The sequence below is a fragment of the Amycolatopsis saalfeldensis genome (assembly GCF_900110575.1).
In the GTDB taxonomy this organism is placed as follows: domain Bacteria; phylum Actinomycetota; class Actinomycetes; order Mycobacteriales; family Pseudonocardiaceae; genus Amycolatopsis; species Amycolatopsis saalfeldensis.
In genome coordinates this window covers 924,965-944,826 of record NZ_FOEF01000001.1, presented here as the reverse complement: position 1 = coordinate 944,826, position 19,862 = coordinate 924,965, and the positions used below count along the sequence as shown (strand labels likewise).

General features: G+C 70.9%; 18 protein-coding genes. 8 read left to right on the top strand and 10 right to left on the bottom strand.

Features of this window, described 5'->3' with window-relative positions; translation table 11 throughout:
* Nucleotides 1-34: 34 nt before the first annotated feature.
* Nucleotides 35-955 carry an NADP-dependent oxidoreductase gene (locus BMY97_RS04270; protein ID WP_091612578.1) on the bottom strand — a complete coding sequence of 307 codons (921 nt, stop codon included), beginning with the start codon at nucleotides 953-955 and terminating at the stop codon, nucleotides 35-37.
* 83 nt (nucleotides 956-1,038) lie between these two features.
* Here BMY97_RS04270 and BMY97_RS04265 point away from each other — a divergent pair, with 83 nt between their 5' ends.
* On the top strand, nucleotides 1,039-1,608 hold the full coding sequence (locus BMY97_RS04265; protein ID WP_091612575.1) for a TetR/AcrR family transcriptional regulator: 570 nt from the start codon (nucleotides 1,039-1,041) through the stop codon (nucleotides 1,606-1,608).
* Between the two features lie 6 nt (nucleotides 1,609-1,614).
* On the opposite strand, the gene BMY97_RS04260 is transcribed toward BMY97_RS04265, so the two are convergent.
* Nucleotides 1,615-3,489, bottom strand: coding sequence for a propionyl-CoA synthetase (locus BMY97_RS04260; RefSeq protein ID WP_091612572.1), 1,875 nt, complete (start codon nucleotides 3,487-3,489; stop codon nucleotides 1,615-1,617).
* Nucleotides 3,490-3,679: 190 nt separating this feature from the next.
* Between BMY97_RS04260 and BMY97_RS04255 the strand changes: the two genes are divergently transcribed.
* Entirely contained in the window at nucleotides 3,680-5,389 is a 1,710-nt protein-coding gene (locus BMY97_RS04255; protein WP_091612570.1) for a serine/threonine-protein kinase, read from the top strand.
* Here BMY97_RS04255 and BMY97_RS04250 read toward each other — a convergent pair.
* Nucleotides 5,374-5,955 (bottom strand): class I SAM-dependent methyltransferase, encoded by a 582-nt coding sequence (locus BMY97_RS04250; RefSeq protein WP_091612567.1) that lies wholly within the window; start codon nucleotides 5,953-5,955, stop codon nucleotides 5,374-5,376. The two genes, BMY97_RS04255 and BMY97_RS04250, sit on opposite strands and share 16 nt — an antisense overlap.
* Before the next feature lie 55 nt (nucleotides 5,956-6,010).
* Here BMY97_RS04250 and BMY97_RS04245 point away from each other — a divergent pair, with 55 nt between their 5' ends.
* The gene (locus BMY97_RS04245) at nucleotides 6,011-6,751 is read left to right on the top strand and encodes an AraC family transcriptional regulator (protein WP_245787129.1); all 741 of its coding nucleotides are present in this window, start codon (nucleotides 6,011-6,013) and stop codon (nucleotides 6,749-6,751) included.
* A 1-nt stretch (nucleotide 6,752) separates the two neighbouring features.
* On the opposite strand, the gene BMY97_RS04240 is transcribed toward BMY97_RS04245, so the two are convergent.
* Nucleotides 6,753-8,321, bottom strand: a complete 1,569-nt coding sequence (locus BMY97_RS04240; protein WP_091612562.1) for a dolichyl-phosphate-mannose--protein mannosyltransferase — start codon at nucleotides 8,319-8,321, stop codon at nucleotides 6,753-6,755.
* Nucleotides 8,322-8,373: 52 nt separating this feature from the next.
* Here BMY97_RS04240 and rsmI point away from each other — a divergent pair, with 52 nt between their 5' ends.
* Complete coding sequence (gene rsmI, locus BMY97_RS04235) at nucleotides 8,374-9,213, top strand: 16S rRNA (cytidine(1402)-2'-O)-methyltransferase (RefSeq protein WP_091612983.1); 840 nt, start codon at nucleotides 8,374-8,376, stop codon at nucleotides 9,211-9,213.
* 6 nt (nucleotides 9,214-9,219) lie between these two features.
* Here the strand turns inward: rsmI and BMY97_RS04230 are convergent, their stop codons facing one another.
* Nucleotides 9,220-9,690, bottom strand: a complete 471-nt coding sequence (locus BMY97_RS04230) for a QsdR family transcriptional regulator (RefSeq protein WP_091612980.1) — start codon at nucleotides 9,688-9,690, stop codon at nucleotides 9,220-9,222.
* 187 nt (nucleotides 9,691-9,877) lie between these two features.
* Between BMY97_RS04230 and BMY97_RS04225 the strand changes: the two genes are divergently transcribed.
* Nucleotides 9,878-10,837, top strand: a complete 960-nt coding sequence (locus tag BMY97_RS04225) for a quinone oxidoreductase family protein (protein WP_091612559.1) — start codon at nucleotides 9,878-9,880, stop codon at nucleotides 10,835-10,837.
* 7 nt (nucleotides 10,838-10,844) lie between these two features.
* On the opposite strand, the gene BMY97_RS04220 is transcribed toward BMY97_RS04225, so the two are convergent.
* From BMY97_RS04220 to BMY97_RS04200, 5 genes are all read right to left on the bottom strand, one after another.
* Nucleotides 10,845-12,095: an aminodeoxychorismate synthase component I gene (locus BMY97_RS04220; RefSeq protein WP_091612557.1), complete on the bottom strand. Its 1,251-nt coding sequence runs from the start codon at nucleotides 12,093-12,095 to the stop codon at nucleotides 10,845-10,847.
* Between the two features lie 45 nt (nucleotides 12,096-12,140).
* Complete coding sequence (locus BMY97_RS04215) at nucleotides 12,141-12,755, bottom strand: glycoside hydrolase family 25 protein (protein WP_091612555.1); 615 nt, start codon at nucleotides 12,753-12,755, stop codon at nucleotides 12,141-12,143.
* A 93-nt stretch (nucleotides 12,756-12,848) separates the two neighbouring features.
* On the bottom strand, nucleotides 12,849-13,613 hold the full coding sequence (locus tag BMY97_RS04210) for an ABC transporter permease (protein WP_091612552.1): 765 nt from the start codon (nucleotides 13,611-13,613) through the stop codon (nucleotides 12,849-12,851).
* Complete coding sequence (locus BMY97_RS04205; RefSeq protein ID WP_091612549.1) at nucleotides 13,603-14,598, bottom strand: ATP-binding cassette domain-containing protein; 996 nt, start codon at nucleotides 14,596-14,598, stop codon at nucleotides 13,603-13,605. Before BMY97_RS04205 ends, BMY97_RS04210 begins: the two co-directional genes overlap by 11 nt.
* Before the next feature lie 92 nt (nucleotides 14,599-14,690).
* Nucleotides 14,691-15,284, bottom strand: a complete 594-nt coding sequence (locus BMY97_RS04200; protein ID WP_091612547.1) for a PadR family transcriptional regulator — start codon at nucleotides 15,282-15,284, stop codon at nucleotides 14,691-14,693.
* 62 nt (nucleotides 15,285-15,346) lie between these two features.
* Here BMY97_RS04200 and metG point away from each other — a divergent pair, with 62 nt between their 5' ends.
* From metG to BMY97_RS04185, 3 genes are all read left to right on the top strand, one after another.
* Nucleotides 15,347-17,140 carry a methionine--tRNA ligase gene (gene metG / locus BMY97_RS04195; protein WP_177231166.1) on the top strand — a complete coding sequence of 598 codons (1,794 nt, stop codon included), beginning with the start codon at nucleotides 15,347-15,349 and terminating at the stop codon, nucleotides 17,138-17,140.
* Between the two features lie 62 nt (nucleotides 17,141-17,202).
* Entirely contained in the window at nucleotides 17,203-18,039 is an 837-nt protein-coding gene (locus tag BMY97_RS04190; RefSeq protein WP_091612544.1) for a TatD family hydrolase, read from the top strand.
* Nucleotides 18,040-18,448: 409 nt separating this feature from the next.
* Complete coding sequence (locus tag BMY97_RS04185; protein ID WP_091612975.1) at nucleotides 18,449-19,837, top strand: resuscitation-promoting factor; 1,389 nt, start codon at nucleotides 18,449-18,451, stop codon at nucleotides 19,835-19,837.
* Nucleotides 19,838-19,862: the final 25 nt, after the last annotated feature.

Sequence of the window (19,862 nt, the reverse complement as noted above, 5' to 3'; positions counted from 1 at the left end):
GCACCGGGGTGGAGGAGCACATCACCGCGGTAGCTCACACCGTGATGACGATCTTGCCGTGGACGTGCCGATCGGCCTGCAGCTCCACGGCGTCGCGGAACTTCTCGAGCGGGAAGGTCGCGGCGATCGGCACGGTGATGCGGCCGGCGAGGATGGCGTCGGTGAGCTGCTTCGCCGAGCCCGGGCTCGCGTCGACGCCGCCGGTCGCGCGGACGCCACCGGGCGGGTTGGGGCCGGCGGCGATGGTGGAGATCCGCTCGGCCGGCACGCCGAGTTCGAGTGCGGCCTCGGCCGTTTCGGTGCCGAACAGGTCGGTCGCCGCGGTCACCCCGTCCGACGCCAGCGCCCGGACGCGGTCCGCCAGCCCGGCGCCGTAGGCCACCGGCTCGGCGCCGAGTTCGCGCAGGAATTCGAACGTGCTCGCCGACGCGGTGCCGATCACCCGCGCGCCGGCGAGCTTCGCGAGCTGCACGGCGAACACGCCCACCCCGCCCGCGGCGCCGCCGATCAGGACGGTGTCGCCGGACTTCAGGCCGATCACCGACAGCGCGGCCGAAGCGGTCAGACCGGCGACGGGAAGCGTGGCCGCCACCTCGTCGCTGATGCCGTCCGGCGTCGGCCAGAGCGTCTCGGCGGGTGTCTCGAGCACGACGAAATCAGCGACGGCGCGGCTCAGCGCGCCGCCGAAGACCCGGTCGCCCAGCGCGAATCCGGTGGCGCCTTCGCCGACCTCGTCCACCACGCCGGCCAGGTCGTAACCGAAACCGGACGGCAGGGTCACGCCGAACCGCGCCGCCGCCTCGGGCCGGGCGGCCAGGGCCCAGTCCATCGGGTTCAGCCCGGCCGCCGTCACCCGGACCCGGATCTCGCCCGTGCCGGCGTGCGGCTCGGGAACGTCTCGCAGCTCCAGCACTTCGGGGCCACCGAACTTCTCGTAGATGACAGCGCGGCTCATGTCGGACCTCCACGGACAGTGATGAGACTTGGTCCTGTCACCGTACACCTCATCACGGGACCAAGTCCCGTACGCTGGGTCGCATGGCCCGCTGGGAACCCGACGCACCGGGGCGACTCGCCGTCGCCGCCCTCGACCTGTTCGCGGAGCGGGGCTACGAAGCGACGACGGTGATCCAGATCGCCGAGCGGGCCGGGCTGACGAAAAGCACGTTCTTCCGCCACTTCCCGGACAAGCGGGAGGTGCTCTTCGGCGGGACCACGATGGCCGGGCGGCTCACCGACGAGATCGTCGGCGCGCCGGCCGAAGCCACGCCGCTCGAAGTGCTGGCCCAGGCCATGGACGCGATCGGGCGCGAGATCTTCACCTCCGATCGCCGCGAGCTCAGCGCCCGGCGGCGGGCGGTCATCGCCGCCAACCCGGAGCTGCGGGAGCGCGAGGCGTTGAAGGGGCTCGGCCTCACCGCGGCGATGAGCGATTCGCTCAAGCGCCGCGGCGTGCCGGAGCTGACCGCGCGCGCGGCGGCGGAACTGGGCGCACTCGCGTTCGAGATCGCTTACGACCGCTGGAGCAGCGCGACCGGCGGCGACGATTTCGCTGCGGTCGCCCGGAAAGCCCTCGGCGAGGTGCGGGCGGCCACCGAGCTGTGCTGACCGGGGTCAGCCGCGCAGCACCGCCCGCAGCGCGTCCAGCACCGCGACGTCCTCGATGGTCGAAGGCACCGGCTCGTCCCGGCCGTCCGCGATCCCGCGCATGGTTTTCCGCAGGATCTTCCCCGAGCGCGTCTTCGGCAACGCCTCCACCACCGACACCTCGCGGAACGCCGCCACCGGGCCGATATCCCGGCGTACCAAGGCGACCAGCTCCTCCCGAAGCTGCTCCTCCGCGACGTCCGCGCCCGCCTTCAGCACCACGAAACCCCGCGGCACCTGCCCCTTCAGCTGATCGGCGACACCGATCACCGCGCACTCCGCGACGGCCGGGTGCGAAGCCAGCACGGCCTCCATCGAGCCGGTCGACAGGCGGTGGCCGGCCACGTTGATCACGTCGTCGGTGCGGCCCATGACAAAGAGGTAACCGTCCTCGTCCAGGTAACCGGAGTCGCCGGTCAGGTAGTGGCCGGGGTAACGGGACAGGTAGGCCTCGCGGTAACGCTCGTCGGCGCCCCACAAGGTGGTCAGGGAACCGGGCGGCAGCGGCAGTTTCAGCGTGATGGCGCCCTCCTGCCCGGCGGGCAGCTCCGCGCCGTTCTGGTCGAGGACGTGCACATCCCAGCCGGGCACGGGCTTCGTGGCCGAGCCGGGCTTCACCGGCATCGGCTCCAGGCCGCGCGGGTTCGCGGCGATCGGCCAGCCGGTTTCGGTCTGCCACCAGTGATCGATCACCGGCGTGCCGAGTTTGTCCCCGGCCCAGTGGTAGGTCTCCGGGTCCAGCCGCTCGCCCGCGAGGAAGAGCGCGCGGAACCCGGTCAGGTCGTACTTCTTCAGCTCCGCCGCGTCCGGGTCGATCTTCTTCACCGCGCGCAACGCCGTGGGCGCGGTGAACAGCGCCTGCACGCCGTGCTCGGAGATCACCCGCCAGAACGCGCCCGCGTCCGGCGTGCCGACCGGTTTTCCTTCGTACAGCACAGTTGTGGCGCCGACCAGCAGCGGCGCGTACACGATGTACGAGTGCCCGACGACCCAGCCGACGTCGGACGCGGTCCACCACACGTCGCCGGCGTGGACGTCGTAGATCGCGCCCATCGACCAGGCCAGCGCCACCGCGTGGCCGCCCGCGTCACGCACCACGCCCTTCGGCTTCCCCGTGGTGCCGGACGTGTAGAGGATGTACAGCGGGTCCGTCGCCTTCACCGGCACCGGGTCCACGGGAAGGGCGCTCTCGACCAGGTCGTCCCAGTCCAGATCGGTGCCGGACAGCTCGGCGCCCGCCTGTTCGCGCTGCAGCACCACGACGTGCTCGGGCTGGTGCTCGGTGGTCGCGAGCGCGGCGTCGATGATGGGCTTGTACTCGACGACGCGCGTCGGCTCGATGCCGCACGAAGCGGCGATCACCAGCTTCGGCTTCGCGTCCTCGATGCGCGCGGCCAGCTCCTTCGGCGCGAAGCCCCCGAAGACGACGGAGTGCACGGCGCCGATGCGCGCGCAGGCGAGCATCGCGATCACCGCCTCCGGGATCATCGGCAGGTAGAGGATCACGCGGTCACCGCGTGTCACGCCGAGTGAGGTGAGCGCGCCCGCGAACACCGCCACCTCGTCGCGCAGCTCGCTGTAGGTGTAGCGGCGCTTCTGCCCGGTGACCGGCGAATCCCAGATCAGCGCGGGCTGCGCACCCCGGCCGCCGTCCGCGTGCCGGTCGAGCGCGTTGTACGCGGTGTTCAGCTCCCCGTCGGGAAACCACCGGTAGAAGGGCTCGGCGGAGGCGTCCAGCGCCCGCGTCGGCGGCTTCGCCCAGTCGATCGCCCGCGCCGCGTCGAGCCAGAAACCCTCGGGGTCGGCCAGGCTGCGCCGGTAGGTCTCGGAGTAAGCGCCCATGCTCGGTGTCTCCTCGTCGACGGATCTGCTCCAATCATGGCCCCCTCGGCAGCGTGACGCAGGTTTCATCGGCGGTCGCGGCGAACGGACCCGGCAACCTCGGGAAACCCGTGCGCGTCCTAAGCTGGACAGCGGGGAACACACCGCGCAGCGGTACCACGGCGACACCGACAGTGAGGGGACCCAGGCGGTGAACGGATTCGCGAGCGCGCTGCTCTCGCTCGCGCACACCCTGTTCGGCCCGGATTTCTGCCCGGGCGACTGGGTTTGGGCGACGACCACAGCCGGTGCGCTCGTCGCGCTGTTCCCCGCGCTCGGCGCGCTGGTGGTGGCCATCATCCGCAAGGGCACCGGCAACCGGTACGACGCGACCACGCTGACGGTTTTCGGCCTGATCGGCTTCGTGACCGTGCTGCTGCTGCCGTGGCTGCTGTCGAACGGCATCTCCGAGACCTTCCGCTCGATCAGCGCGGGCGGCAGCGGCGGCCTTTCGCACGCCGAGGTTTCCACGATGGGCAAGTCGTTCTGCTTCATCGACGGCTCGCAGGGGAAGTACCTCGGCGCGGGCAGCAACGTGTTCGAGACGCTCTTCTACCCGAAGGGCCTCAAGCTTTCCTACGGCCTGTACGTGCTCGCGTTCACCGTGCTGCCCGTCGGCTCGCTGCTGTTCGTGATGCTGCAGGCACGCACCGCGTTCCGGCGTGGGCCGAAGTGGCCTTCGCGGTTCTTCTGGATCCCGTTCGTCGTGATGGCGCTGGCTAGCGTCGGGATGTCGGCGAACACGGCCGTGCACTTCTGGCTCGGGTTCCTGCCGTTCAGCGTGCTCGGCCTGATCCCGGTGGGGCTGGTCGGCCCGCCGCCGTGGTCGGTGATCAACCGGCCGGAGCCGCGGCGCGAGCCCGAGCGGCCGCCCGTCGCGCAGCAACCGCCGCCCCAGCAGCAGCCCCCGCCGCCGGTGAACCGGCCGTACCCGGCCACCGCGCTCGCGTCGGCGCCCGATCCGATGGGGCTGGCCGCGGTGCCGGGCCCGATCCCGCCGCCGCCCGGTTCGCGGGGTGCCGGCGGCAGCCGTTACCGGCGCGTCCGGCGGCTCGGCCACGGTGGCTTCGGCACCGTCTGGGAGGCCGTCGACACCCAGCTGAACCGCACCGTCGCGCTGAAGATCGCGCACGCGCCGGACCGCGACACCGAGGAGCGCATGCAGCGCGAGGCCCGCGCGCTCGCCGTGGTGAACCACCCGAACTGCGTGAAGGTGTACGACCTGGCCGAGGAGCCGGATGGGCTCGCCCTGGTGATGGAGTACCTGGAGGGCCGCCCGCTCGCCGAGGTGGTCGACGGCCAGGGCCCGCTCGACGACGTCGCCGCCGGACGGCTGTGGGCCACCATGGCCGGCGCGCTGGTCGCCGCCCACGAGAAGGGTGTGCTGCACCGCGACATCAAGCCGTCCAACGTGATCCTCGACCCGGCCGGCCTGGCCCACCTGATCGACTTCGGCATCGCCCGCAGCCAGGGCGACTCCAAGATGACGGCCACCGGCATGATGATCGGCACGCCCGACTTCGTCGCGCCGGAGCAAGCGATGGGCGCGCCGGCCAGCCCGGCGTCGGACGCCTGGCAGCTCGCCGCCACAGTCAGCTACGCGCTGTCGGGCCAGCCCCCGCGCGGGACCCGCGAGACCCCGATGGCGGCGCTGATGGCCGCCGCGCGCGCGGACCCGGTGACGCATTTGCCGCGGCGTTCTGCGCACGCGCGCATTCTCGGTGCGTCACTTGATCCGGAGCCGCGGCGCCGTCCGACGCTGGCGGCGGTTCGGCGTGAGGTGGAGGGCTGGTTGAGCCGGGCGGGTAAGTCTGCTGATGGGCCCGTTACGCAGATCGTGCCGCGTCAGCCGCATCGTTGAGCCGGTTTGGCGGCGGAGAACTCGAGCCGTTCCTTGGGTTTGTGCTGCACGTTCACCTGCTCGAAACCGGCCGTGCGGAGGCGCTGCGGCAGGGTGGCCGGATCGACGACGTTCATGGTGTCGCCTAGGTGCAGCAGCCGGAAACGGAAGCTGAGCTGGCTGTCCGTGCCGCAGTAGGTGCCGCCGGGGCGCAGGACCCGGGCGGCCTCGCCGAAGATCGCGTTCTGCAGGGCGGTTGTCGGCACGTGGTGCAGCATCGTGAAGCACACGACGGCCGAGAAGCGGCCGGTGTCGAACGGCATCTCGGCGCCGCTGCCCTCCACCACCTCGGCCCGGTCACCGAACTTGCCGCGCAGCAGCTCGGTGGACGCGTGGTCGATTTCCAGCACGGTCAGCTTCGGCAGGACGTCGAGCAGCACCTGAGTGGTCGCGCCGAAGCCGGGGCCGATCTCGAGGACGTCGTCGCCGAGGTCGAAGCGCGCGAGCCACGCCGGCAGCACCGAGGCGATCATCGCGGCCCACTTGTCCGAGCTGCACAGCTTGCGGTGGACCAGGTTCATCGGCATGGCCCTCACGCTAGGAGCCGGCAGGCGTGACCGTAAGGCAATAGGCTGTCAAGCCATGTCGTCAGACAGCCAAGTGAGTGCGATGCTGCTGGGCGACCTCGCGCTGCCCGCCGGCGCCTGGTTCCCCTGGCACGAGCACCCCGTGCACCAGCTGGTCTGGTCGGCGCGCGGGGTCCTCGCGGTCGCGGTGGGCGACGCGCACTGGGTGCTGCCGACGACCCGTGCGCTGTGGATGCCGGCCGGGGTGCGACACCGCACCGGCGCGGTCGGCAACGCGGTGCTGCGCGGCATCTACGCCGAGCCGAAGCGGTGCCCGGTCAGCTGGCCGGAGCCGCGGATCGTCGCCGTCCGGCCGCTGCTGCGGGAGCTGCTGGATCACCTTTCGGCCGACGGGCTGGCCGACGAGCCGCGCCGCCGCGCCGAGGCCGTGGCCTTCGACCTGCTGGAACCCCTTGAGGTGGCGCCGATCGTGGTGCCTTCGCCGCTCGACCCGCGTGCCCGTGACGTCGAGGCCGTGGTGCTCGCCGATCCCGCGGACCGCCGTGGGCTCGCCGAGCTGGGCCGCGCCGTCGGGGCCAGTGAGCGGACGCTGGCGCGCGCGTTCACCCGCGACTGCCGGATGACGTTCGGGACCTGGCGCACGCAGGTGCGGTTGCGCGCTTCGCTGCCGCTGCTGGCCGCGGGACAGCCGATGGACACCGTCGCGCACCGCGTCGGTTACGCGTCGGCGAGCGCTTTCGTGGCCGCCTTCCGGCGCTCGGTCGGGGTCACCCCCGGCGCGTACTTCGCGAGGTGAATCAACGCCAGGACGGCAGCCACATTTCGGCTTGCCACTGGGCGTTGGTGATCGGCACGCCGTTCAGGATCGGCCACAGCCAGGCGAAGTTGGCCACCACCAGCCCGGTGTACAGGGCGACGACGAGCAGACCGGTGCCTCGCCGTTCGAACCCGAGCTTCGCGCTGCCGAGGATCTGCCCCAGCACGAGCACGATCCCGAGCACGAGGAACGGCGCCATCGGAGTCGCGTAGAAGAAGTACATCTGCCGGTCGATGTTCGTGAACCAGGGCAGCAGGCCGGCGAAGTAGCCGACGAGCACGGCGGCGTAGCGCCAGTCGGCGCGGAAGAACCAGCGCCACAGGCCCCAGCCGAGCATCGGCAGCGAGACCCACCACATCGCCGGGGTGCCGATCAGCATCGTCGCGCCGACGCACCGGGACTCGCCGCAGCCGGTGACGTTGCCGTCGTAGTAGTAGAGCATCGGGCGCAGGCCCATCGGCCACGTCCACGGCTTGGACTCCCACGGGTGCGGGTTGTCCTTGGGCGTGAGCAGGGTTTCGTGGAAGTGCAGCACGTTCAGCGTGTAGTCGCCGAGCGACCGCAGCGCGGGCGGCACCCAGGCGAACAGGCCGGGCGCGATGTCCTTGATCTCGGTGTAGTGCCGGTCGGTGGCCGTCTCGCTGGCGAACCAGGCCCAGAACGCGGCCAGGTACATCAGCACCGGGATGGCCACGATCGCCCAGAGCGCCGGGGCGACGTCACGCCGGATCGTGCCGACCCACGGCCGCTCGACGCCGGCCGCGCGCCGCGCCGCGACGTCGAAGAACACGGTCAGCAGGCCGAACGCCGCGATGTAGTAGAGGGCGGACCACTTGACGCCGAAGGTCAGGCCGATCATCACGCCGGTCGCGAACCGCCACCAGCGGAAGCCGAGCTTCGGGCCCCACGGGGACTCGGTCGCCCAGCCCTCGCGCACGGCGACCGCGAGCCGCCGGCGCACCTGGTCGCGGTCGCAGAGCAGGCAGGCGAACGCGGCGAGCGCGAACAGCGCGATGAAGATGTCGAGCATGCCCATGCGCGATTGCAGGTGCAGCACGCCGTCGCTGATCACCAGCACGCCCGCGATGCCGCCGAGCAGCGTCGAGCGGGTGAGCCGCCGCGCGATGCGGACGGTGAGCAGGATGATCAGCGTCCCGGCGAGCGCCGGCATGATCCGCCAGCCCCAGCCGTTGTAGCCGAACAGCCATTCGCCGATCGCGATGAAGTCCTTCGCCAGCGGCGGGTGCACGATCAGCTCGTAGCCGGCGTTGTCCTCGTAGCCGCCGTTGCGCAGCATCTGCGCGGCCTGGGGCACGTAGTGCTTTTCGTCGAAGACCGGGGTGCCGTGGTCCGTGGGGACGCCGAGGTTCTGCAGCCGGACGTACCCGCCGATCAGCGTCAGCACCAGCGTGACGATCCAGCTGCGCAGCCGGTCGGCCGGCATGCCGCGGCCGAGGAGGGTGGCCTCGCGGTCGGTCGGCGGCCGGAGCGCGTCGAGGGGGTCCGGCCGCACGCTCTCGTCGTCGGGACGGGTCAGCAGTGCGGTCACGGGGCCCGATACTAGTGGCTCGGCTGTGACGGGCGTCGTTACGCTGGCCGTCATGACCACTTCGCCCGGACGGCTCGTCCTCGCCGCGACCCCGCTGGGCGACACCGGCGACGCGTCCTCGCGCCTGATCACGGCGCTGGCCACGGCGGACGTCATCGCGGCCGAGGACACGCGCCGGCTGCGGACGCTGGCCTCCGCGCTGAACGTGACGCCGTCCGGCCGCGTGGTGAGCTTCTACGAAGACGTCGAGACCGCGCGTCTGCCGAAGCTGCTGGAATCCTTGCGTGCGGGCGAAACGGTGCTTTTGGTGACCGATGCCGGAATGCCCAGCGTGTCCGACCCGGGCTTCCGCCTGGTAGCTGCCTGCGTAGCCGAGGACCTGCCGGTGACCTGCCTGCCCGGCCCTTCCGCGGTGACGACGGCGCTGGCGCTCTCGGGACTGCCGTGCGACCGGTTCTGCTTCGAGGGCTTCGCGCCGCGCAAGCCGGGTGAACGCGGGAAATGGCTGGCCTCGCTGGCTTCCGAGCCGCGGACCGCCGTGTTCTTCGAGTCGCCCCACCGGGTGGCCTCGACGCTGGCCGACGCCGCCGCCGCGCTCGGCGGCACGCGGCGGGCCGCCGTCTGCCGAGAGCTGACCAAGACGTACGAAGAGGTCAAGCGGGGCACGCTGGCTTCGTTGGCCGAGTGGGCCGCCGACGGCGTCCGCGGCGAGATCACGGTGGTGCTGGAGGGCGCGGCGCCCCGCGCGGTGAGCGTTTCCGACCTCGTCGGCGAGGTCTCGTCCCGCGTCTCCGCCGGCGAACGCCTGAAGTCCGCGGCGGCCGACGTCGCCGAGGCGGCGGGAGTGTCCAAAAAGGAGCTTTACGACGCGGTGCTCGCCTCGCGGAAGTAAGCCGGTTTACGAGAGCAGCGCGGTCACCGCGGCGTGGGCCTTCGACGCGTCCGGCTCCTCGCCCGTGATCACGTCGGTGTAGATGAACGACTCGCCGATGCGGACCAGCAGGTAGGCCAGGTCCGCGACCGGCAACGGCGTGGTTAGGCGGCCCGCCGAGACCTCCGTCGACAGCAGGCCCGCCAGTTTTCCGATGGTCCGCGACTGCACCAGGCTCGCCTTGGTGGTCAGCAGGCGCAGCGCCCGCTCCGGCTCCCGCTGGAGGAACGAGCGGAACGGCGCGGAAGCGTTCACCGTGCGCACGAAGGCGCCGATGGCGTCCGCGATGCCCGCCGCGCCGCGGCCGGTGAACGAGACGTTGTCCAGTACCGAAGCCGTTTCCGCCCAGAGGACCTCCGCCAGCAGCTGGTCGCGGCCGCCGACCCAGCGGTGCAGCGTGGCGCGGCTGACGCCCAGCGAAGCGGCCAGCTCGCGCATGTCCACCCGGCGCCCGGCCAGGAACCAGGTCCGCGCCAGGCGGAAGGCGGCCACGGCGTCGGGCCGCGGGGCGGCGAGTGAGCGCGAGAGTGGGGTGTCGATGGCGTGAGACGTTATCACGTACTGTCGCATCGGTGAGACATCTGGCAGAGTGTCTCATCAGCCGTGGCCGAGGAGGAAGACGAAGATGCGCGCAGTTCAGGTGACCGAGTTCGGTGGTCCCGAGGTCCTCAAGCTCGTCGAGCTGCCGGACCCCGTCGCCGGGCCCGGTGAAGTGCTGATCGACGTCGAGCGGATCGGGGTGAACTACGCCGACACGCACCAGGCGGAGAACTCCTACCTCGCGCCCAGCAAGCTGCCGCTGGTCCCCGGCGGCGAGGTGGTCGGGCGCACGGCGGACGGCCGTCGGGTCGTCGCGCTGCTGAACGGCGGGGGCGGCTACGCGGAGCGCGCGGTGGCCGCCGAAGCCATGGCCTTCCCGCTGCCCGAGGGCATCGACGACCTCACCGCCTTGTCCATGCTGGTCCAGGGCGCCACCGCCTGGATCCTGCTGCGCAAGAACGTCCACCTCGACGCCGGTGAGTCCGTGGTCGTGCACGCCGCGGCCGGCGGGGTGGGCACGATCGCGGTGCAGCTCGCCAAAGCGTGGGGCGCGGGCCGCGTGATCGCGACCGCCAGCAGCGACGAGAAGCGCGCGCTGGCCCTCGAACTCGGCGCCGACGTCGCGGTCGACTCCCGCGCGGAGGACATGACCGAAACTCTGCTGGAGGCCAACGGCGGCAAGCGGGTCGACGTGGTGCTCGACATGGTCGGCGGGACCACCACCGACCAGAGCCTCACGGCCCTCGCGCCGTTCGGCCGCCTGGCTTTTTACGGCATGGCCGGGCGCAAGCAGCCCAAGCCGGTCGAGCCGCGCAACCTGCTCGGCCACAGCACCACGGTCGCCGGCATGTGGCTGCCGCACGTCTTCCGCCTGCCCGGCAACGTTTTCGGCACCGCGCTCACCGAGCTGTTCGACCTGGCCGCCGGCGGGGCCATCCGCGCGATCCCCGGCGGCGAGTACGCGCTCGCCGACGCCCGCGGCGCGCACGAAGCCCTCCGCTCGCGCGGCACCATCGGCAAGCTCCTGCTCGACCCCACCCGCTGACAACGGCTCAGTGCGGCGGGGTGGCCAGCAGCCGTTCCAGCGGAGCGACCTTGTGCAGGCACTCCTGCCACTCCGCCGCACTGTCCGAATCGGCCGTGATGCCGCCGCCGACGCCCAGCTCGATGGTGCCGTCGTGGATCTCGAACGTCCGGATCGCGACGTTCAGCTCCAGCCCGGCCAGCGGCGAAGCCAGTCCGACGGCTCCGGTGTAGACCCCGCGCGCAACCGGCTCCAGCGCGGCGATCAGGTCCAGCGCGCGGATCTTGGGCGCGCCGGTCACCGAGCCCGGCGGGAACGTCGCGGCCAGCAGCGCCTCGTCGGTCACCCCGTCCGCGAGCCGTCCCTCCACAGTGGACGCCAGATGCCAGACGCCCGGTGCCGGGTGGACCGCGAGCAGGTCCGGCACCACCACGCTGCCGACCGCGCAGACCCGGCCGAGGTCGTTGCGCACCAGGTCGGTGATCATCACGTTCTCGGCGACGTCCTTGGCGGAATCCCGCAGCCGCGCCGCGTTCCCGTCGTCCTCGGGGCCGCGGCGGGGGAGCGTGCCCTTGATCGGCCTGGACCGCACGCGCCGGCCGTGGCGTTCCAGGAACAGCTCCGGCGAAAGCGACACGACCGACCCCCACGAGCCGGCGATGTACGCGGCCCGCCGCGGCGCCAGCCGTCGGACCCCTTCGGCGAACAGCGCGGCCGGCTCCCCGGCGAAGTCACCGGTGAACCGGCAGCAGACGTTGGCCTGGAACAGCTCACCGGCCTCGATCTCGTGCACACACGCCTTCACGGCCTGCTGGTGCGAAGCCGCTGAGGGGCGGTGCAACCGCGAAGCTGACCAAGACAGCTTCGCTGGTGCGGCCAGTGCACGCTCCACAGTGGACAACCGTGGCCCGGGGTCGGCGAGCGATTCGAACCAGCACACCCCGTCGGAATCCCAGCGCAGCACGTGGTCCGCCCACCCCCACACCGAGGCGGGCAGCGCCCCGCGGCGCCCGGACGGGTCCGCCAGGTCATAGGACAGGGAGCCGAACCAGCCGCCGCCCACACAGCCGGGCACGGCGTCCTCGACCTCCGGCAGCACGGTGGGGAACGGGCCCGCGGTGATCTCGGGGAACGGCGCGACGATCGCCGTCGAGCCGAACCACGAGCCGCACAGCGCCGCGGGCTGCGGCAGGCCGTGCGCGAGCGCGTACGCGGACAGCAGCTCCACGGCCCGTGACGGGGTCACGGGGGTGGACAGGCGCTGCCGCTGGAACCGCATCCGGACATTGTGCCCGGAAAAGCTGGCTGGCCAGCGGGAACGTGATCAGAGCAGCACGTCGGACAGCTTGAACGGGTACACCACCGCGTCCTGCGCGACCGGCCCGCTGATCCCCGGCACGTCGTCTTCGCACGCGTACTGGTGCAGCCCCAGCCGGGAGTGGAACCAGCCGGCCCGGCCCGCGATGCCGTTGTGCCGCACCAGCCAGAGCACCACCTCGGGGTCGGCCCAGCGGTCGGGATTGAGCCGGTGCGCCCAGCAGTCGTGGCCGGCGTAGACGAGCACCCGCTCGATCCGCGCCGCGTGCCGCACGTGCTTGATCCACGCCTTCACGAACCGGTCGTCGACGCTCTGCGCGTCCACCTCCAGCGCGGGGGCCAGCGAGCCCGGGGCGAACGCGCCGAGCTTGCTGGCCGTCCGGACGAAGTGCTCGGCCTGGTCGTGCACGGCGCCGGGCCGCGCGTAGTGCCGCGCGCCGGTGTGGAGGCCGGCCCGCTGCGCGCCGGCCAGCGTGCGCTCGGCGCCCGCGTCGCTCCAGTTCACGTTCTCGCTCACGGTCACCGAGGCGAACCGGATCTCGGCGTCCCGGACCACTGCCCAGTCGAGTACCTGCTCACGATGGGAGAGGGTGAGCCCTCGCTCGATCTCCGGTTCGGTCACTCTGCGCCCCCACCAGCCCCACGTCGGGTGAAAGAACACCCTACGTCTCTGTCAAGGGCGCAGCGTGACCGGTGCCCGGCGTGTCCCGGCTGGTCAGGCGTTCTCGCGCTGGAACGTGCGGGTGCCCCACCAGATCGCCAGCACCGCCATCACCAGCACCACCACGCTCCCGGTGAACAGCGCGTCCATCGAGAAGTCGCCGCGGAAGCTGTTGCGCTCCACGTCGACCACGTGCCGGAACGGGTTGATCTGCGAGATCGTGTACAGCCACTTCGGTGCCAGCCCGGCCGTGATCGGGATGAGGATCCCGGACAGCAGGAGCAGCGGCATCAGCACCGCGTTCAGCAACGCGGGGAACGACTGCTCGCTCTTCAGCGTGAGCGCCAGCGCGTACGAGCACGAAGCCAGCGTCACCGCCAGCAGGAACACGATGAGCAGGCTCAGCAGCACCCCGCCGACCGGCGCGTTCAGATCGAACACCAGGTAGGCGAGCACGATGATGAGGATCGACTGCACCACCGCCTGCAACGCGTTGGCCAGCACCTTCCCCAGCAGCAGGGCCGCGCGGCTGACCGGCGTCACGCGCAGCCGCTCGACCACGCCGGAGCGGTAGTCGGCCAGCAGCGAGAACCCGACGAACGAGCTGCCGAACAGCGCGAGCTGCGCGATCAGCGCCGGGGTCAGCACCATCCAGCCGTCCACGTCGGACAGTCCTTGCGCGTTCAGCGTCTTCACCAGAAGCGGCCCGAAGAAGAAGAGGTACAGCAGCGGTTGCATGATGCCGATCAGCAGCCAGGCCGGGTTTCGCAGCGCGCCGACCATGTCCCGCCGGAAGATCAGCCAGGTGTCACGCAACATGGGTCACCTCCGGCTGGGCCGCGCCCTGCTCGGCGTCGCGCAGCGAGCGCCCGGTGAGCGTGAGGAACACGTCGTCGAGCGTCGGCCGGGTGACCTGGATCGACGACATCACGATGTCCTTCGCGTCGAGCGCGCGCAGCAGCTCCGGCATGGCCGTGTCACCGCGTGGCACGCGGAACCGGATCAGGCCGTCCTCGACGTCGAAGTCGTGCGCGCCGGTGAGCTGCCGGGCGATGTCCGCGGCCGCGGACGTCACCTCGGGCTCGACGCCGACCACCACGCCGTCGCCGGAAACGCGGGCCTTGAGCGAGTCCGGGGTGCCCTCGGCGACGATGCGGCCGTCGTCGATCACGATCAGCCGGTCGGCCAGCGCGTCGGCCTCGTCGAGGTAGTGCGTGGTCAGGAAGATCGTGACCCCGTGCTCCGCGCGCAGCCGGCGGATGTGGTCCCACAGGTTCGCCCGGCTCTGCGGGTCGAGCCCGGTGGACGGCTCGTCGAGGAAGACCAGCCCGGGGCTGTGCACCAGCCCGAGGACGATGTCGAGCCGCCGCCGCTGGCCGCCGGACAGTGTTTTGGTCAGCCGGCCGCCGAGGCCGGCCAGGTCGAGCTGCTCGGCCAGCAGGGCGCCGCGTGCGTGCACGTCGGCCTTGCTCATGCCGTACAACCGGCCCTGCAGCTCGATTTCCTCGTCGACCCGGCTCTCCGGCGCCGAGCCGCCGCCCTGCGCGACGTAGCCGATGTTGCGCCGGACCCCCAGCGGGTCGGCCAGCAGGTCGTGCCCGCCGACGGTCGCCGTCCCCGCGGACGGCTTCAGCAGCGTGGTGAGCATGCGCAGCGTGGTGGTCTTGCCGGCCCCGTTCGGACCGAGGAACCCCACCAGCTCGCCGGCCTCGACATCGAGGTCGACCCCCTTGACCGCGTGCACCTCACCACCGCTGCGGCCCTTGCGGCGGAACCGCCGCTCGAGACCACGTGCCGTGATCATGCGAACCCCTCTCCTCCCAGTGATCAACTAGTCAAGTTTGACTAATCGAAGACCACACTGTGCCCGAGGAGGGCGGCACTAGTCAAACTTGATTACTCGGTTTCCGGCGGGCTGCCGAACGACGAGCCCGGATCGTCGGCCATCACGTATTCGCCCGCCTCGAGCCGGGCGATCAGGCCGATGAGCCATTCGTGGCTCGTGTCGGCGATCCCGGACCACAGCCGGAACAGCTCGCTCACGTGCGCCGCCTTGCCCCAGTCCTCCCCGTTGTCGATGAGCATCCGGGACTGCTTCGCCTCGGCCTCGAAGTCCACCAGCCGTTTCCGCAGCAGGGTGAGGGCGTGCTTGCGGGACAGCGCGGGCATCAGGCTGACCGCGGCGCCCATCTCCGGGCGGCTCATCGGCGCGTCGGCCAGCGCCCGCGCCAGCAGCACCCGGAACTCGTGGTCGCCGTCGGCGGTGAGCCGGTAGGCCACGCGGTCCGGGCCGCTGTCGCCCGGTTCCACCTCGACCTGCTCCAGCAGGTGCTCCGCGGTCATCTTCTTCAGCGCGTGGTAGATCGAGCCGGGCTGCACGTTCGCCCACTTGTCCGCGGACCAGGACAGCAGCTCCCGCCGCACCTGATAGCCGTGCGCCCGGCCGTACATCCGCACGACCCCGAGCACGAGCAGACGCGTCGCCGACACCCGTTCTCCCTTCACGGACCGGCCACGAAACGCCGTGGACCGCTTCCGTAACCTAAACAGGTATGAGCACCCCTGTGTTGACAGCGGTGGCCTGGCCCTACGCCAACGGGCCCCGCCACATCGGCCACGTATCCGGATTCGGCGTCCCGTCCGACGTCTTCTCCCGCTACCAGCGAATGGCCGGCAACCGGGTGCTCATGGTGTCCGGGACCGACGAGCACGGCACCCCGATCACCGTCCAGGCCGACAAGGAGGGCCTGACCCCGCAGCAGACCGCGGACAAGTACACCCGCCAGATCGACGAGGACCTGCGCGGGCTCGGCCTGTCCTACGACCTGTTCACCCGCACCTCGACCGGCAACCACGCCGAGGTGACGCAGCAGATCTTCCTGGCGCTCAACCGCAACGGCTACGTGATCCCGAAGACCACGCGCGGCGCGATCAGCCCGTCCACGGGCCGGACGCTGCCGGACCGCTACGTCGAGGGCACCTGCCCGATCTGCGGCTACGACGGCGCGCGCGGCGACCAGTGCGACAACTGCGGCAACCAGCTCGACGCCGCGGAGCTGATCAACCCGAAGTCGCGGATCAACGGCGAGACGCCGAAGTTCGTCGAGACCGAGCACTACTTCCTCGACCTGCCCGCGTTCACCAAGGTCCTCGGCGACTGGCTGGCGACCAAGACCGAGTGGCGCCCGAACGTCCTCAACTTCACCCGCAACCTGATCGACGACATGCGGCCCCGCCCGATCACGCGTGACCTCGACTGGGGCGTGAAGATCCCCCTCGACGGCTGGAGCGACCAGCCGATGAAGCGGTTCTACGTCTGGTTCGACGCGGTGATCGGCTACTTCTCGGCCAGCGTCGAGTGGGCCCGGCGCTCGGGCAACCCGGAAGCGTGGCAGGAGTGGTGGACCAACCCGGACGCCCGCGCTTACTACTTCATGGGCAAGGACAACATCACCTTCCACGCCCAGATCTGGCCCGCGCTGCTGCTCGGCCACAACGGCGAGGGCGATCGCGGCGGCGATCCCGGCAAGTACGGCAGGCTGCGGCTGCCGGACGAGATCGTGTCCAGCGAGTTCCTCACCATGAGCGGCTCGAAGTTCTCCACCTCGCGCGGCACGGTCATCTACGTGCACGACTTCCTGCGCGAGTACGGCCCGGACGCGCTGCGCTACTTCATCTCGGCGGCCGGCCCGGAGACCCAGGACACCGACTTCACCTGGGACGAGTTCGTGCGCCGCACCAACTTCGAGCTGGCCAACGAGTGGGGCAACCTGGTCAACCGGTCGATCTCGATGGCGCACAAGAACGTGGGCGCCATCCCTCGCCCGGAGGCGCCGACGGCCGCCGACGAGGAGCTGAAGGCGTTGTCGCGCAAGGCTTTCGAGACCGCCGGCGCGCATCTGCAGCGCTCGCGTTTCAAGGCCGCTTCGAGCGAGGCGATGCGGGTGGTCACGGCCGCCAACCGGTACCTGTCGGACCAGGAGCCGTGGAAGCTCAAGGACGACCCCGCCCGGCGTGACAGCGTGCTGCACACGGCGTTGCAAGTGGTCAGCGACGCGAACACGCTGCTGACGCCGTTCCTGCCGCATTCGGCGCAGAAGGTGCACGAGGCGCTCGGCGGCACCGGTGTCTGGGCCGCGCAGCCGGAGCTGCAGGAGGTCGAGGACCTCGACATCCCCGGTCGCGTCAACCCGATCCTGACCGGCGACTACGCGGGCGAGCAGGCCAAGTGGGAGTCGCAGCCGATCGAGGTCGGCCGTCCCCTGTCGAAGCCGACGCCGCTGTTCACCAAGCTGGACCCCGAACTCGGCGAGACCGGCCCGGAGTGGGCCCCGATCGTCAAATAAGGGCTCGTGGGTGTTCAAGCCGGTGAGAACCGGCGTGAACACCCACGAGTATCTTCGGCGCCATGGGTGACGAGAAGCGTGAACTGCCGCCGATCCCGGACCGCCTGCCGGCCTCGGTCGTGGACGCCCACACCCACCTCGACGCGTGCGGCGCCGTCACCGCGGCCGACGTGACGGCCATGGTCGACCGGGCCGAGCGGGCCGGCGTCGCGCGGGTGATCACGGTCGCCGACGACCTCGCCTCGGCCCAGTGGGCCGCCGACGCGTCCACCTGGGACACCCGGGTTTTCGCCGCCGTCGCCATACATCCCACGCGCACCAAGGACTTCGGCGATTCCGAACGGTCCGAAGTGGAGCATCTCGCGAAGGCCGCGGGGGTGGTCGCGGTCGGCGAGACCGGCCTCGACTACTACTGGGGCTACTCGCCGCACGACGCCCAGCAGGACGCGTTCCGCTGGCACATCGACCTCGCCAAGCGCGTGGGCAAGCCGCTGATGATCCACGACCGCGAAGCGCACGAGGACGTCCTGCGCATCCTGGACGAAGAGGGCGCTCCGGACGACGTCGTCTTCCACTGCTTCTCCGGCGACGAGCACATCGCGCGCCGCTGCATCGATGCCGGCTACGTGTTGTCCTTCGCCGGCACCGTCACGTTCAAGAACGCGCGCGGCCTTCACGAGGCGGCGCGGATCTGCCCGGCGGGCCAGTACCTCGCCGAGACGGACGCGCCGTTCCTGACGCCCCACCCGTTCCGTGGGCGGCCGAACGAGCCCTACTGCGCGGCCTACACCGTCCGGCACCTCGCGGCGCTGAGGGGCGAAGGCGTCCACGAAGTCGCCGAAGCGGTCCGGACCACTGCCGAACGCGTCTTCCGGCTGACCGGCGGTTCCCCAGCGTGACAACGGGTTCAACACATTGCGACGTTCGGGTTCTCCTGTTCGTCCACCTGATGAGTGACGCGGGTCACGACACTCCGGGGGGTGTTTGCGCAACCCGCCGACCTCCGTTACTGTCCCGTGATCGTGCCGGTCGGTGCCGCCGAAGCGGAACCGGCTGATACGCCCACAGTCACGTCAGTGCACGTCGGGGAAGCGGGACCGAGGTTGGTACGACTCGGACCCGTGACGATGGCGCTGACTGGGGGTGTCGGACTTGAGAGGCGCGCCGTATGGCGCGTCGCGACGAAGGTTCGGTCGCGGAAACGCGACTGTCCTGGGAAAGGGAACGACCCAAGTGACTGGTAGTAGGCAGGGTGGCTCGCGCCATAGGGCCGAGGACACCTTCTTCGCTTCCGCCGGCTCGGTGGCCGTGCTCGACCGCGAACTCGAAGACACCGCGTACGGGCATCTGGACTTCTCTGACGAGCTGTACGTGACCCAGCAGGACGTGCTCGCGGCGCTGGGCCCGGACGCCGACACGCTGATGGCCGAGATCGACGTCGACGTCGACGAGCTGATCCGGCTGATCAATGCCGAGACCACGATGCTCCCGCCGCTCGTCCTGCCGGACGAGGTGGCCGAGGACCGCACCGCGACGCCGCAGACCCAGAAGGTCGCCGTCGAGGAAGGCCTCATCGAGGCCACCCGCACCTGGAAGCGCCGGTTCCTCAAGGGCGCCGTGCTGGCCGTGCTGATCACCGTCGGCGGTGGCGGTGGCGCCGCCGCGCTGGCGATGAACAAGAGCGTCACGGTCGACGTCGACGGCCAGCAGCGCACGGTGCACAGCTACGGCGACACCGTGGGCGAGGTCCTCCAGGACGCCGGCCTTTCGGTCGGCGCGCACGACTCGCTCTCGCCCTCCCCGCAGGCCGCGGTCGGCGACGGCGGCGTCATCAAGCTCGAGCGCGGCCGCCAGCTGAACCTGGTCGTCGACGGCGTCTCGCGCCCCTCGTGGGTCCGCGCGAGCAGCCTCGGCGACGCGATGACCCAGCTGGGCATGGCCGACCTGGTCGCCAAGGGCGCCTGGACCTCGATGCCGGCCAGCGGCCAGCTGCCGCTGGAGGGCTCCACCGTCCAGGTCAAGACCCTCAAGCACATCACGCTCTACGACGGCACGAACGCCCCGAAGAAGGTCACCAGCAACGCGGTGACCACCAAGGAGTTCGTCTCCGACCTCAAGATGAACCTCGGCCCGGACGACGCCGTCGAAGGTGGTCTGGACGTCACGCTCAAGGACGGCGCTGAAGTCCACGTGAGCCGCATGGGCGTCTCGATGGTCAACCAGCAGGAGACCATCGACCCGGACGTGCAGCAGTCCGACGACCCGACCTTGGAGAAGGGCAAGACCACCGTCGTGGACCCGGGCACCCCGGGCCAGAAGATGGTCACCTACAAGGTCACCAAGAAGAACGGCGAAGAGATCTCGCGCGAGCAGGTCTCCGAGCAGGTCCTGGTGCAGGCCAAGCCGAAGATCATCAAGGTCGGCACCATGAAGCCCGCCGACCCGGCGATCGGCGACGGCTCCGCCTGGGACCGCATCGCGCAGTGCGAGGCGACCGGCAACTGGGCCGCCAACACCGGCAACGGCTACTACGGCGGCCTCCAGTTCAACAAGAGCACCTGGGACGCCTACGGCGGCGACCAGTACGCGGCCTACCCGCACCAGGCCAGCCGCGCCCAGCAGATCGCGATCGCCCAGAAGGTCCACGACGCCCGTGGCGACTACAGCGCCTGGCCGGTCTGCGGCAAGAAGGCCTGAGTTCCGCTCCCGTACCCACGGCTCG